The sequence below is a fragment of the Burkholderia sp. E168m15 genome, assembly GCF_016586105.1.
In the GTDB taxonomy this organism is placed as follows: Bacteria; Pseudomonadota; Gammaproteobacteria; order Burkholderiales; family Burkholderiaceae; genus Burkholderia; species Burkholderia orbicola.
Genome location: NZ_BCPO01000023.1, coordinates 19,961 through 34,428, shown reverse-complemented (window position 1 = coordinate 34,428; position 14,468 = coordinate 19,961). Strand labels below are relative to the sequence as shown.

Annotated in this window: 7 protein-coding genes; all 7 read right to left on the bottom strand. The window is 67.4% G+C overall.

The window, feature by feature from the left end; all coding sequences use genetic code 11:
• Positions 1 to 19 precede the first annotated feature (19 nt).
• The 7 genes from JMF86_RS03550 to JMF86_RS03520 all read right to left on the bottom strand — a co-directional run bounded on the left by JMF86_RS03550 (position 20) and on the right by JMF86_RS03520 (position 14,184).
• Positions 20 to 694, bottom strand: coding sequence for a GNAT family N-acetyltransferase (locus JMF86_RS03550; RefSeq protein ID WP_201316742.1), 675 nt, complete (start codon positions 692 to 694; stop codon positions 20 to 22).
• Positions 695 to 714: 20 nt separating this feature from the next.
• Complete coding sequence (locus JMF86_RS03545) at positions 715 to 2,034, bottom strand: aminotransferase class I/II-fold pyridoxal phosphate-dependent enzyme (RefSeq protein ID WP_201316741.1); 1,320 nt, start codon at positions 2,032 to 2,034, stop codon at positions 715 to 717.
• A 64-nt stretch (positions 2,035 to 2,098) separates the two neighbouring features.
• A complete protein-coding gene (locus JMF86_RS03540) occupies positions 2,099 to 3,016 on the bottom strand; it encodes a UDP-3-O-acyl N-acetylglycosamine deacetylase (protein WP_201316740.1) in 918 nt (305 codons plus the stop codon).
• Positions 3,013 to 10,662, bottom strand: coding sequence for a type I polyketide synthase (locus JMF86_RS03535; RefSeq protein ID WP_201316739.1), 7,650 nt, complete (start codon positions 10,660 to 10,662; stop codon positions 3,013 to 3,015). The genes JMF86_RS03540 and JMF86_RS03535 overlap by 4 nt, the downstream gene beginning before the upstream one ends.
• A 3-nt stretch (positions 10,663 to 10,665) precedes the next feature.
• Entirely contained in the window at positions 10,666 to 12,198 is a 1,533-nt protein-coding gene (locus JMF86_RS03530; protein WP_201316738.1) for an LTA synthase family protein, read from the bottom strand.
• On the bottom strand, positions 12,195 to 12,986 hold the full coding sequence (locus tag JMF86_RS03525; protein WP_201316737.1) for an SDR family oxidoreductase: 792 nt from the start codon (positions 12,984 to 12,986) through the stop codon (positions 12,195 to 12,197). Before JMF86_RS03525 ends, JMF86_RS03530 begins: the two co-directional genes overlap by 4 nt.
• On the bottom strand, positions 12,979 to 14,184 hold the full coding sequence (locus JMF86_RS03520) for a capsule biosynthesis protein (RefSeq protein WP_201316736.1): 1,206 nt from the start codon (positions 14,182 to 14,184) through the stop codon (positions 12,979 to 12,981). Before JMF86_RS03520 ends, JMF86_RS03525 begins: the two co-directional genes overlap by 8 nt.
• Positions 14,185 to 14,468: the final 284 nt, after the last annotated feature.

Genomic DNA, 14,468 nt, shown 5'->3' with positions numbered 1-14,468 from the left:
AAGAACGACTAGAGAATTTCTAGCGCTCCTTGGCGTCGAATCGCATCCGTGTCGATACCAGTTCCAGGGGAAGACGAGCCGATCGGCGCCGATACTTCCGCGTCTCGGCAAATCCGAGGCGCTCGTACAGCGCGCGGGCGCGTACGTTGCTCACGAGCACATCGAGTACGATTTCTCGCCCCGGCCTGTTACGTAACGGGTCCGCTTGCATTGCGTCGTCAAACAGCGCGCTGAAGACGCCCCGTCCACGCCACGCCTCCTCTACGGCACAGTGCGCAATCAATATTTGTTTGCGCGTCGGAGAAGGCAGCTCACTTTCTAGCACCAACCCACGCAACAACATCCGGACGGCACGTACGAAGCCGAAAAAACGGATCAACATCCAGGCAACGTGCATGTCGTCCCACATCACACTCCTTCCATCATGCACGGCAAGGACCGCGCGCACGATGCCGTCCTCGGAAACCGCCACACGATGGCGTCGCCAAGAGAAACGCCCATATCTTGATGCAAACGCGAATGCAAGGAAGGCGATGCATTGGCTAGACGACTCACCGAGGAAGAACGCAAACTCACGAGCTCCCGATGCGAGCACAAGCGGCGCGCATGTATGAGCATCGGTCGCGTCGGCTGCGCGGTAGTCCAACACGTCAGATACCAGTCCATTTCTCACCCGTTCAGGTTTGTCGCACATTCGAGCTGGCTTCGATGTAGTCAACGTGCAAGACGAGCAAGTATCACAACCGCCCGACTGATCTGCTCCGGCTCATGCGTCGAGCAGACGAAGAAGCGCAGGCGCGCGGCCTTTTCCTCGACGGCCGGATAGAAGATCGGCTGCACGTTGATCCCTTCGTCGAACATCGCATTCGCCCACTGCGCGGCCTTCAGCGAACTGCCCGTGATCACCGGCACGACCGCATAGCCGGCGCTCGTGCCGGTATTCAGCCCGGCCGCACGCGCCTCGGTCAGGAACTGCCGCCCGCGCGCCTGCAGTTGCGCGACGCGCTCCGGCTCGGCCTGCAGACGTTCGAGCGCGGCCAGCGACGCTTCGGCGAGCGTCGGCGCGAGCCCGACGCTGTACAGGAAGCCCGGCGCCAGATGGCGCAGCATGTCGACGAGCGGCTGGCAGCCGGCGATGAAACCGCCGCAGCCGGCCAGCGTCTTGCTCATCGTGCCCATCCACATGTCGACCTGGTCGGGCGCGACGCCGGCATGCTCGCGAATGCCCTTGCCGGTCGCGCCGAGCACGCCGAGCGAATGGGCCTCGTCGACCAGCAGGAATGCCCCGTGACGCGTCTTTACGTCGACGAAGCGCTGCAGGTCGGGGAAATCGCCGTCCATGCTGTACAGCCCTTCGATCGCGATCAGCACGTGCCGGTATTCGCGGCGCACACGCGACAGCAGCTCGTCGAGCGCCTGCCAGTCGTTGTGCGGGAAGCTCAGCCGCTTCGCGCCGCTCAACTGCGCGCCCTGGACGATGCTGTTGTGCGCGAGCGCGTCGTGGACCACCAGATCGCCAGGGCCGAACAGCGCGCCGATCACGGTCACGTTGGTCGCATGGCCGCTCACGAACGCGACGCAGTCGTCGGTCTCGTAGAACGCGGCCAGCGCGCGCTCGAGCGCGCGCTGCACCGGACGCTCGCCCGCGACCATCCGGCTCGCCGAAGCCGAGGTGCCGTAGCGGTCGATCGCGGCTTTCGCGCGCGCGGACACCGCCGGATCGCCGGCCAGACCCAGATAGTTGTAGTTGGCGAAGTTCAGGTATTCGCGGCCGCCGATCTGCGTGGTCGCGCCGGCGACGCCGTCGTGCACGCGGAAAAACGGCGACTCGACCCGCAGCTTCTCGCCCATCTCGCGCATGATGCGGACCTGCTGATACTGCGGCATCGACTCGAAGCGGCTGCGTGCCGACGCGGTCTGCGCAACCGGCGTACCGGGCACGCCGGGCGCGGCCGCGGCGTCGGTCGCGCGCTCCAGTTGCCGTTTCAGCGCTTTTGCCGCCAGTTGCTGGCGAAGATGCTCTCCCAGTGCCATTGCTTCCTTCGCTTTATCTCGAAAAGCCGCTATGTTACGCCGCGTATTTTTAAAAAGCGTGGTGTCACGCGTCGGAAAACTCGGCCCACTGCCATGCATCGGGCGCGGCCAGCAACGCATCGACCAGCCGGAAATTCATCTCGTGGCTCGGCCGCAGCGCGCTCACGCGCGCGAGCAGCGGCGCGCCGGCCAGCGCGAGATCGCCGACCAGGTCGAGCACGCGGTGCCGGACGAATTCCTCCGGCAGCCGCATTCCGCCCAGCACGCGATTGCCGACGATCGACGCGGTGCACGATGGCCGCGCGCCGCGCAGGATCGGCACACCACGAAGATAGCCGGCGACGATCGCGGGCACGGCCCACTTCACGCGCCCGTACGAGCGCGACGGCGCGATGTCGGTCGCGAATGCGGCCGGCGTCAGCGCGCCGTCCCAGTGCATGTCGCCGAAGCCGCGCAGGTCGTTGCGCACGCTCAGTTCGTAACGCGGCGCCGGCTCGATCCGCATCTCGCGCCGCTGGTCGCCGTCGCCGTCCGTGACGACGATCGGTCGCAGCACGCGAATGAAGCGTTTCGGCGCATCGAGCGCGACGCGGCCGCATGCGCGGATCGCGTCCACCCACGGCGTGGCGCTGCCGTCGAGGATCGGCACCTCTTCCGCGTCGAGCTCGACGATCGCGTGATCGATCTCGCACGCGAGCAGCGACGCGAGCAGGTGCTCGATCGTGCGTACGCCGATGCCGTCGGCATTGCGCAGCATCGTGCAGAGCGGCTGCGCGCGGCGCAGCGCTGGGTCGACGGGCAGTGTCGCGAGCGTGCGTCCGTGCTCGACCCGACGGAACACGATGCCCGTCACGCCGTCTTCCGGACGCGCAGGCAGAATCCGTACGCCGACCCGGCGCCCCGTATGCAAACCGTGCCCGTCGATCGTCAGCGGGCGCGCCAGCGTGCCCTGCTGCGTCGCCCAGCCGGTCGGCGCGCTCACCGCGCCACCTCCAGCGACGGCGTTACCTGCTCGGCAACCGGCGCCGGCTGCGCATCGAGCATCGCGCGCGCTTCGCCGTCGATCGCATGCTTCGCGGCGAGTGCCGCGACGGCCTCCTGCGCGGCATCGGCCGCCGACGCGGCATCGCAGCCGGCATCCGCCGACGCGCCGATCGAATCGACGATGCGGCCGGCCAGCGTCGTCACCGACGCCCCTTCGGCGATCGCCATCACCGACAGCTTGACCTCGAACGCTTCCTCGACCGCAAGGCCGAGCTCCATCCCCATCAGCGAATCCATGCCCATGTCGAGCACCGACTTGTCGAGCGCGATGCGATCGGGCGTCATGTGCAGAATCCGCGCGATCTGCGCCTGCAGCGTCCGCGCCACCAGCGCGATGGCTTCGTCGCGCGGCAGGGCCAGCACTTCTTCACGCAGTTGCGTGCCGCCGTCGCGCGCATCGCCGCCCTTCGCCTGCGATTGCAGCAGCACATACCGGCGCGCCTTCGCAGCCGGCATCCCGCGTGCCACCGCATGCCAGTCGAGCCGCACCACCGCTTCGCCGGCCGCACCCGCGACCAGCACGCGCTCGAGCGCGGCCATCGCTTCGTCGGACGTGATCGACGCACCGCCGATCCGCGACTGCAACGCTTCGCGCGTATCGGCGTTGCGTGCGAGGAAGCCGACATCCTCGAGCGGCCCCCAGGCCATGAACGTGCCGGGCAAGCCTGCCGCGCGGCGATGTTCGACCAGCGCCTCGAGGAAGGCGTTGGCCGCGACGTAGTTCGATTGCCCCGGATTGCCGAAATAGGTGGTCGCCGACGAATAGACGACGAACAGGTCGAGCGGCAGCCCGCGCGTCGCGCGATGCAGGTTCCACGCGCCGGCAACCTTCGGCGCGAGCACCGCGGCCATCCGCGCATCGTCGAGATTGCGCACGAGGCCGTCGTCGATCGACATCGCGGAATGCAGCACGCCCTTCAGCGGAACGTCGCGCCGGACGAGCGCGGCCATCATCGCGTCGACCGCCGCGGCATCGGTCACATCGCACGACACGACGTCGACGGTGACGCCGAGCGTGTCGCGCCAGCGCGCGACCTCCTCGCGCGCCGCGGCGGCGAGTTCGCCGGAACGGCTCGCCAGCGTCAGCCGACGTGCGCCGTGCTCGACCATCCAGCGCGCGCTCGCGAAGCCCAAGCCGCCCGTGCCGCCGACCACCAGGTAAGCGCCGTGCGGATCGAGCGCGAGCGACTCCGCGCGCGCGACGCCGCGCGTCGGCGCGGGCGTGCCGGACGGATAGGTCACGAGCACCTTGCCGATCTGGCGCGCCTGCTGCATGTAGCGGAACGCATCCTCGGCCCGCTCGGCCGGGAACGCGCGGTACGGCAGCGGATGCAGCACGCCTGCCGCGAACAGCGCCATCACTTCGCCGAACAGCCGTGCGGTCAGTTCCGGCAACGCACCCATCAACTGGTCGGCGTCGATGCCGAAATAACTGATGTTGTTGCGGAACGGCCGCAGCCCGATATGACTGTTTTCGTAGAAATCGCGCTTGCCGAGTTCGAGGAAACGGCCGAACGGACGCAGCGTATCGATGCTGCGCACCATCGCCTCGCCGGCGAGCGAATTCAGCACGATGTCGATGCCCTCGCCGCCCGTCATCGCGCGAATCTCGTCCGCGAACGCCAGGCTGCGCGAATCGAGCACGTGATCGGCGCCGAGCAGGCGCACGAATTCGCGCTTCTCGTCGCTGCCGGCCGTCGCGAACACTTCCGCGCCGAAGTGGCGCGCGAGCTGGATCGCGGCGATCCCGACGCCGCCCGCGCCGCCGTGCACCAGCACGCGCTCGCCGCGGCGCAGCCGCGCGAGTTCGACGAGCGCGTAGTACGCGGTGAAGAACGTGGTCGGCACGGTCGCCGCTTCCTCGAACGACAGGCGCTCGGGTTTCTGCGCGATGGCCTGCGCGCGTGTCCTGACGCGCGTCGCGAACGACGCCGGCGCGAAACCGAGCACCGCATCGCCCGCTGCGAATGCCGTCACCGCGCGGCCTACCCGGACGACGCGGCCGGACAGCTCCATGCCGATCGTCGCGCCCGCGAAGCCGGTCTCCACCGCTTCATCGGACAGGAGCCCCATCGCATACATCACGTCGCGGAAATTCAGGCCGGTGGCAACCGGCTCGATTTCCACCTCGTCGTCGCCCAGCGTGCTTTCCGGCAACGCAAACCATTCGAGATTGCGCAACGAGCCCGGTGCGTCGAACGCCAGCACCGACGCGCGTGCAAGCGCGCCGTCGCTGCGCGCCGCGGCCTGTGCGGCCGTCAGCATGCGCGGTACCCGTCGCCCGTGCGCGCTCAGCACGACTTCTTCCTCGACCGCCGCGCCGGTCAGCTCGCGAATCAGCGCATCTGGAATCCCGTCCGCCGTGCGATCGACGTCGATCAAACGGCATGCGAGTTCGGGATGCTCGTTCGCCAGCACGCGACCGAGGCCCCACAGCGTCGCCTGTTCCGGATGCGCATGCGTAGCTCCGGCGAACGGCGCGCCGCCGCGCGTGACGACGGTCAGCCGCGTGCGTGCGTTCGGTTGCGCGCCGAGCGCGCGCACGAGCGCGCGCACGAGCGCCGCCAGCGCGATCACGCCGTGACGCAGCGCGGCCATCAGGTCGTCTCCCGTCGTCGTGTCGGCAAGCGGCGTTTCCGGCGCGCAGAACACGACATGCGCCGGTTGCCCGGCCGGCAACGACGCAATGGCATCGGCCGCATGCGCGAGATCGACGATATCGGCCGGGTAGCCCGCGTGCGCGAGCGCGTCGGCCAGTTGCCCGCCGAAACCGCCGGCCGCGTCCGGTGCGTGCATCACGAGCCATTGTTCGCTGCGGGCGAGCGTATCGAGATCGCTCGCGTCGCTGCCGCGTTGCGCGGCCGCGGCGCTCGCCGGATTGCGTGCGATGACGAACTTCGGCGTGCCGTCCAGATCGAGCGACTGCTCGACATGCCGCACGACGTCGACGTAGCCCACGCGCGCCAGCGCCGCCTCGAGATCCGCCGGCGCCAGCGGCGCGGGCAGGTCGACGCCCATCGACGCAGGCTGCGCGCCGAACACGATGTCGGAGAAGCGGCCGCGACGCGGCTCGGCCAGCAGCAGCAAGCCGCCCGGCGCGAGCCACGATCGCATCGCGTTCAGTGCATCGGCCGCATCGGGACGGCCGCTCAGCGCGCGGTTCGCGACGATCAGGTCGTACGGCCCGGCTTCGTCGGCGGATAGCAACAACCGTTCGCCCGGCTGCAACGCGACCGTGCGCACCGCGGCTTCCGCATCCGTATCGAACCCGGCCAACTGGCCGGCCGTTGCGGCGATCGTGTGATCACAGCGCGCGGCGGCGAGATGCATGCCGAGCGTTTGCAGCACGTCACCGTCCGTCGCGCCCAGTTCGAGCACGCGCAGCCGGCGCGCCGGCTGCCACGCGTCGACCGCCTGCTCGACGCCGGCCGCCAGCAGCGCATGCACGTGCTGCCAGGTCGGCGATGCGGCAAGCAACTGCTCGACCAGGCTGTGCCCGGTCGGCGACAGCCAGCGTGCGCCGTCCTTCGCGCCGCTCAGCACGTCGGGCAGCGCCGCGCCGCAATGCGCGAGCAGCGTCAGTTCGGCCACGTGCCCCGGCGATTCGGCCAGCAGCCCGCGCCACAGATCGTCGAGCGGCGGCAGCGCCGCGCACGCCGCGTCGTCGCGGACGAGACGCGCGCCGTCACGCGCGGCCAGCCCGTCCTCGACGAGCATGTCGGCCAGGCGTGTAGCGAGCGCAGCCCGCTCCGGTGCGGGCTGCCACGTGCCGGCGAATACGCCGAGCGCATCGAACGCGCGCAGCACGTACAAGCTTGCCAGCACGTCGAGCAGCGGCAGAATCTCGGTCAAATGCTGCGTCCGACGGCCGTCGAGCTCCGCGGCGTCGACGCGCGCGACCGCTTGCGCGAGCAGCGCGTAGGGTGCCGGCAAAGCGGTCGCCTCCACGTCATTCGGCAACGGCATCTCTTCGAGGCGGTAGACGAAACGCGAAGGCAGATTCTGCCGGCGGCCGACGAGGTCCACGCGCCGGAACCGGCAGCCGCCGAGCCGCGCGACGATCGCGCCCTGCGCGTCGAGGAATTCGAAATGCGCGACGATCGAATGCGGGCTGCGCCGGTCGACCCGTGCGAGCACGCGGGCGACCGCGTCGCCGCGCAAATAGTCGACCCGGCCGATCTGCACCGGCACGTAGGCCGGATGCTCGCCATCACGCGCCTGCGCCGCCAGCAGCGCGAACAGCGGATGAAACCCGCTGTCCATCAGCGCCGGATGCAGCAGATACGCGGATAGCGCCCGCGCATCGCCGCACGCGGCCGGCGCGGCGACGTCGGCCAGCGCGGCATCCTCGGCCGCGGCGACCCGCACGGTGCGAACCCAGCGGAACGCCGGCCCGTAGTGGAGGCCGATGGCTGCCGTGTTCGCATACAGCGTGTCGCCGTCGGCGGCCGGCAGCGCGAACAGGCGTTCGAGCGTCGCGGCCGGCACGATGCTCGCGGCGCCGAGCGCGTTGCCGCTTTCCAGCATCCGCCCTGTCACGTTCAGCGTCCATGCGCCGTCGGACATCCGGTCGCGCGTCTCGATCGTAAACGTCGCGGTGCGCGGCTCGATCACGAGCCGGAACAGCTTCGCCTGCTGCGGCTGGAACACGACCGGCGTGCGGATCTCGACGTTTTCGAGCGCCGCATCCGGCGTATCGAAGAAGGTGCGCGCCGCGGCGAGCGCCATTTCCACGTAGCCGGCCCCCGGGAACGCCACGCCGCCGTCGACGACGTGATCGGCCAGCATCGGCAGCTTCGCCGGATCGAGCTGGTTTTCCCAGCCGAATGCATGTTCGTGCAGCCGATAGCCGAGCAGCGGATGCTCGCGGCGGCGATTGACGAGACCGTAGCCTTCGACGGTCGGCGTGAGCCAGAAACGGTCGCGCTGCCACGGATACGACGGCAATGCCGCACGCGTTGCGCCCGGCGCGAAGCGGTCGGGATCGACGCTCGCGCCATGCGCGATCGCCGCGAGAATCGCTTGCCGCAGCGTCGCCGCGCTGCCGTGATCGCGCTTGAGCGTCGGCAGCACCGCGCCGGTCACGCCGGCGGCCGTCAACGCCTGCTTCACGTACGTGCGCAGGATCGAATGCGGCGAGACTTCGATGAACAGCCGGACGCCCTGCTCGATCAGATACGCGATGCCATCGCCGAAGCGCACCGGTTCGCGGATATTGCGCCACCAGTAGCGCGCATCGAGTGCGTTGCCAGCGAGCGCGCCGCCGGTGACCGTCGACACGAACCTGCCGTTGCCCGGCTGGGGCCGCAGGCTGGCCAGCTCGGCCAGCACGACCGGCTCGATGCGGTCCATGTGGCTGCTGTGGAACGCATAGTCGAGATCGAGCATCTGGAAGAACTTGCCGCTGCCGCGCAGCGCCGCCTCCAGCGCCTGCAAGCCCTGCAACTCGCCGGCGAGCGTCACTGCGTCGGGGCTGTTGATGCCGGCCACCTCGACCCGACGCGCAAGCCCATGGCGCGCGATCAACTCGCGCGCGGCTGCCTCGCCGATGCCGACGGCCGCCATCCGGCCGCTGCCGCGCGTCATCGCCTGGGCGCGGCTGCGGATCTTGATCACGCGCACCGCGTCGGCGAGCGACAGCGCACCCGTCACCCACGCCGCGGCGATTTCACCGACGCTGTGGCCGATCGCCGCGTCGTAACGCATGCCTCGCGCGTCGATCACGCGAATCATGCCGACCTGGATCGCGAACAGCAGCGGCTGCGCGTTCTCCGTCGCGGCGAGCCATTCGGCGCCCGCGCCGGCCAGCCATGTCGCGCCCGGGCCGCCGCGCATCACGTCGACCAGCGACGGGCTGCCGTCCGCGCACCACAGCGCGTCGACTTCGTCGAGCGCCGCCCGGAAAACCGCGTTCTCCGCATAGAGTTCGTTGCCCATTCCGACCCACTGGCAACCGTTGCCCGAGAACACGAGCGCGGTACGCAATGCGTCGGCGGGCGCCTGGCCGGTCGCCACGCAGGCCGGCAGCCCTTCCTGTGCCGGCTGGGCCAGTGCCGCAAGCGCCGCACGGCCTTCGGCCACGTCGGCCGGCGCGACGATCGCGCGATGCTCGAGCCACTGGCGCCGACGCGCGGCGGCCGCGGCAAGCGCCTGCCAGTCGCCGCCGTTATCGAGCATGGCCAGATAGCGGCCCGCGAGCGCCCCAAGCGCGTTCGCACTGCGCGCGGTCAGCGCGAGCGGGGACGGTTGCGCTCGAGTCGGCTCGGGCGCTGCCGTCGACACGTCGCTTGCGACCGGCGCCTCGGTCAGCACGACGTGGGCGTTCGTTCCGCCGAAGCCGAACGAGTTGACGCCGACCGTCAGCGGCGCGTCGCCCGCGTCGAGCGGCATGTAGCGATCGACGACGCGCAAACGCCCGCCGTCGAAATCGATCCCGGGATTGGGCGTGACGAAGTGCAGCGAGCGCGGCACCGCGCGATGCTTGAGGCACAGCACGGCCTTCAGCAGGCCGGCCATGCCGGATGCCGTTTCGAGGTGGCCGATGTTGGTCTTCACCGAACCGATCAGCAGCGGACGATCGGCCGGGCGTTCGCCCGACACGACATCGATCAGCGCACGCGCCTCGATCGGATCGCCGACCGCCGTGCCGGTGCCGTGCGCCTCGAGATAGGCGAGCGACCGCGGATCGATGCCGGCGCGCGCATACACGCTGCGCAGCAGCGACGCCTGCGCGGCCGCGCCCGGCACGCTGATCCCGCCCGGCGAGTGGCCGACCGAGTTCACGCCGGAGCCCGCGATCACGGCGTGGATCGTGTCGCCGTCGGCCAGCGCGCGATCGAGCGGCTTGAGCAGCACGAACGCGCCGCCTTCCGAGCGCACGTAGCCGTCGCCGGTCGCGTCGAATGCACGGCAACGGCCGCGCGGCGACAGCATCGACGCCTTCGAGAAGCTGACGAAGCCGAACGGGTGCAGCAGCAGGTTGACGCCGCCCGCGAGCGCCACGTCGGCCTCGCCGGACTGCAGTGCCTTGACGGCCTGATGGAGAGCGACGAGCGACGACGAACAGGCGGTGTCGACCGTCATGCTCGGGCCGTGCAGGTCGAACAGGTAGGACACGCGGTTCGACGCGATGCTCAGCGTATTGCCGGTCGCCGAATACGGATCGATCACGTTCAGATCGTCCATGTTGCGGTTGCCGTAATCCATGCTGGCCGCGCCGACGAAGACGCCGCAATTGCTGCCGCGCATGTCGGCCGGGCGCACGCCGGCGTCTTCGAATGCTTCCCACGCGAGTTCGAGCAGCAGGCGTTGCTGAGGGTCCATCTGGGCCGCTTCGCGCGGCGAAATGCCGAAGAACGCGGCGTCGAAGCCGGCGACGTTGTCGAGCACGCCGGCCGCGAACGTGTAGCTCTTGCCCGGTTCGCGTTTGGACGGGTGCTGGTAGAAATCGGTACCGAAGCGGTCGGCGGGGATTTCGGTTACTGCGTCGCGTTCGTCGCGCAGCAGTTGCCAGAAGTCGCCAAGATTGTTCGCGCTCCCGGGAAACCGACAAGCCACCCCAATTATTGCAATCTTACTGTTCATCTTTTATGTCGCTTTCTCGGATGCGTGCGGTTCTTCCGCGCGATGTCCGTCATCTTGTACCACATGCAAAAGTACCGAACCGAGCTCTTCGGCCGCCAGATTCCGGCATTCGGGAGTGTCTGTGCCGTAATTTCGCCAAATGAAGTAGTCGCTGGTTTGCGGAGAAACGCCCAGCTTATCGAATACGTGAGGCAGAGCGGGAACGTGGTCGCCGTAAAAACAAACGACTGTTTCACGATCGCTGGTGCGCAAATGGTCGAGCAGGCGCCCCATCATTGCGTCTGCATTTTCAATGTGCCGCAGGTAGGCTGTCAGGTCGCGCCAGGACGGGTCTTCGCCAAGAGTATGCCTCGAAGACGATTCTCCAGGCAAAACCTGCTCCAGATGCAGCGGGCCATGGTTTTCCATCGTCATCGCGAAGACGAAGCGCGGATGGTCGTCGCCCGCGGTCCGGAGTTCCTCGATGATCGACTCGGATACTGCGGCGTCTGCCACATACGGACCGGCACGGGACGCCGATGCAAAATCGCGGATATCAAGAAAGCGCGTAAAACCCAGCAGCGGAAATACCCGGTCCCGCCCGAAGAAATCGGCGTAATACGGATGAATCGCGACTGTATCGTAGCCGCAACGGTCAAACCAAGAGGCAAGCGACGCGATTTTATTTCTTACAAATGCGTAAGGATAAAAGCGCGCATATCCAAGCGAAAAAGATTCCATGCCGGTCAGCACCGCGAATTCCGTTCGCATGGTGTTGGCGCCCCACGCCGGCACCATCATCTCGCCATACGAGACGGCCTCGCGACGCGCCTCGTCGAAGCGCGCGAAAAGCTCTGGCTCGACCGCGTCACCGAGGCGGCGTGCATCGAAGAACGATTCGCTCTGGATCAGGACCACGTCGGGGCGCCGGTTCGGCTTGCCTGTTGCGAAGAGCCCGGCCGCCGCGATCTCGCGGAACCTCCGGAACGTCGCAGGACGCAGCCCGTTGAGCAGATAGGCAACGAACACGGCAAAAAAACCGTGGCGCCGCTGGTCGGCATCGGGATCGAGCGTCAGCGGCAAGCGCGCCGCGATAGGCACCGCGAGCGCGAACGGCAACGCCGCCGCGAGCCACGCCATCGCGACGGAACCCCGCTGCACCGGTCGCTCGACGACGAAGCCCGCGATCACAAGCAGGATGCCGGTACCGATCGCGACGACCTTGCCGACACTCAGGAACGGCAAGTAAAGACGGGGATGCGAAAACAACTGGCTGAACAGGCTCAGATCGGTAAATACGAACGGCTCCCGCAACGACTCGTACTTCGCGTTGCTGACTGCGGCGACGAGACCGACGAGCGCAAGCGACGCGCAGGCCGAAAACAGCGGCCGGCAGGTGGCGGCGAACACGAGGTCGAATACGAAGAGTACGGCAACAATATGAAGCACTGACGACAGCAGCGGGCGCCGCAGCGGCGCGCGCGGGACGGCGATCGCATCGACCGCAAACGACAGCGCAATGGTGCCCGTCAGCGTCACGGCAAGACGCGCGCTCAATTGACCCGGTCCTTCGACGGAAGATAGGACAGGCGGTCGAGGATCGCGTCGGCCAGCGTCGCGGGCAGCAGCGGCAGGAGGCGCATGCCGAATGCGAGCAACCCGGGGAACGCGATCTCGCTTCGGCCTGCGTCGAGCCGCCGGCGGATGTACTCGGCCGAACGCTCGGCACTCCAGAGGAACGGCTTGTCGCCGGGGAACACGTCGCTCATCGCCGTCTTCACAAAGCCTGGTAGGATGATCGTAACGCCCACGCCGTCGCGCGCCAGCAGCGGGCGCACCGAATCGCCATAGGCCTTGATCGCAGCTTTGCTCGCGCAATAGGCCGGCGAGATCGCCATGCCACGCAGCGCGGCGATCGAACTGACCATCGCGATACGGCCGCGCCTGCGCTCGCGCATCCGGTCGATGACCGGCAGGACCGTATGCAATGCGCCGTAGAGATTCGTGTCGATGACGCGAGCCGTGCGCGCCAGGTCTTCCCAGTCGTCCGCATGGGCGATCGTGCTGGCCACCCCGGCGTTCGCGATCAGCAGGTCGATCGGGTGGCGGGTGTCGAAGTCGGTTAGCCAGGCGGCAGTCGACGCGGCATCGCGCACGTCTATGACACCCGTTTCGACCATGGCGCCGTGCGCGCGGCAAGTCGCCGCCGTTTTCTCGACCTCCGAGAAATTGCGGCCGACGATCCCCAGCGTCGTGCCGGGCTGTGCATAGGCAAGCGCAAGCGCGCGACCGAGACCGGCACTCGCGCCGGTGATGACGATGTTTCGCGGCAGTTGATCAGGCATCCGCGCGATCCAGGCGCTCGACCGCCCCCGCGACCGCCATCTCGATGCCGGTTCGGGTGTAGAAATCGCCGTTGATTTGCGTGTGATGCATCACGTAGTCCAGAAAGGCGTGATAGAGATGCATGTCCGGCAGCTCGCCGCCATGCCAGAAATCGTCGAGTTTCCCCTGCCAAGTCAAGCCGGGCATATTATAAATGGCGGTCCCGAGCGCCACTAGCGGGCGCTCGTGGTGCAAAGCCGACAGCCCGACCGTGCTGTTCACTACGACCACGCCACGCGCATGCTCAAGCAGCGTCGGCAAGTGACCCGAGTTGATGAAACGGACCCGATCTCCGATACCGGCCTCGCGCGCAATCGACATCGCGAAGCGGTAGTATTCGATCATGCCGGTATCGAGCGGGTGGTTCTTGATCAGCAGAGTCGCGTCGTGCGGCGCGTGTCGGGCGAACGAGCGCAGGACGTAGTCAATCGCATCGCGCACCCCTTCGAATGGCGAATGCACGACGATCTGCGCATCGGAGTTGAGTTGCAGCGGGAACAGGTAATAAGGCCGGCCGGAGTCGAGCAATTCGCGCGTGACCGCGTCGGCCTGACGGCGATGTCGCCCCTGCAAAAGCGCGCGAAACGCAAGTCCTGCGTATTCGACGATTCCATTGCGCGGGCGGTGACTGCGATAGCGAGGAAAGCGCCACGCGAGCAGCGCATTGGCGACCCGGTATGTGATGTCGTGAAAGACGCGCTCATACAGGTTGTAACCGGTTGGCACCCCGGGCTGCGCCGCCGGGATGACATCGCGCAGCTTCGTGTATTCCTGCGGATCCACCGGCATTCGCGAGCGACCGTTCACGCCGTGGCTTTCTAGCGTGATCCAGTGCGGGCGCACGTAGCCCTCTTCAAACACGTGCACACGCACACCGAATTGCTCTGCGACAGGATGCATGTGCCGGTGAACTTCGCGGCAATCGCCGAACATCAGAACGTCAGTGATGCTTTCTCGGCGGATGAAGTCGGCATACCATGTGGAAAGCTCGGACACCAGCCCAGCATAGTTGAGCGCATTGCGAGTCTTGCCGTAGAACCAATCGCCGCCACAGAAATTAACGCGATGTATCGCGTGGCCCCGCTCAACCAGCACGTCTGCGAGCCGACTAAAAAATAGCGAAGCCGTGCCTTGCAGCACAAGAAATGAGCGAGGCATCAGAAATACCAACCAGCGAATTGACCCGACCGAAGCAAGTCTGCTTCGGCCCCCTTGAAGCGAGTCTTTTTTGACTATTAAATTTCCAGCTGGCGGCTTGCCGGCTCGTCTTTCTAGTAGCCGGTGAATATAACACCTCTCTTCTGAAAAGAAAAATTGGACCGATCGAATCGGTCGGGCGCATTTGCGCAAATGTAACGCTACCGGGAAGGAGATAGCACAATCCCCACTCGCTCGCTATAATCAGCCGCCCCCGCTCTGGGCCGGCGCGCTTCGTCCTCCGG

Excerpts from the sequence above, each read along its gene's own strand:
- JMF86_RS03550 (WP_201316742.1), bottom strand. The coding sequence starts at position 694 with ATGTGCGACAAACCTGAACGGGTGAGAAATGGACTGGTATCTGACGTG.
- JMF86_RS03520 (WP_201316736.1), bottom strand. The coding sequence starts at position 14,184 with ATGCCTCGCTCATTTCTTGTGCTGCAAGGCACGGCTTCGCTATTTTTT.
- JMF86_RS03545 (WP_201316741.1), bottom strand. The coding sequence starts at position 2,034 with ATGGCACTGGGAGAGCATCTTCGCCAGCAACTGGCGGCAAAAGCGCTG.
- JMF86_RS03535 (WP_201316739.1), bottom strand. The coding sequence starts at position 10,662 with ATGAACAGTAAGATTGCAATAATTGGGGTGGCTTGTCGGTTTCCCGGG.
- JMF86_RS03525 (WP_201316737.1), bottom strand. The coding sequence starts at position 12,986 with ATGCCTGATCAACTGCCGCGAAACATCGTCATCACCGGCGCGAGTGCC.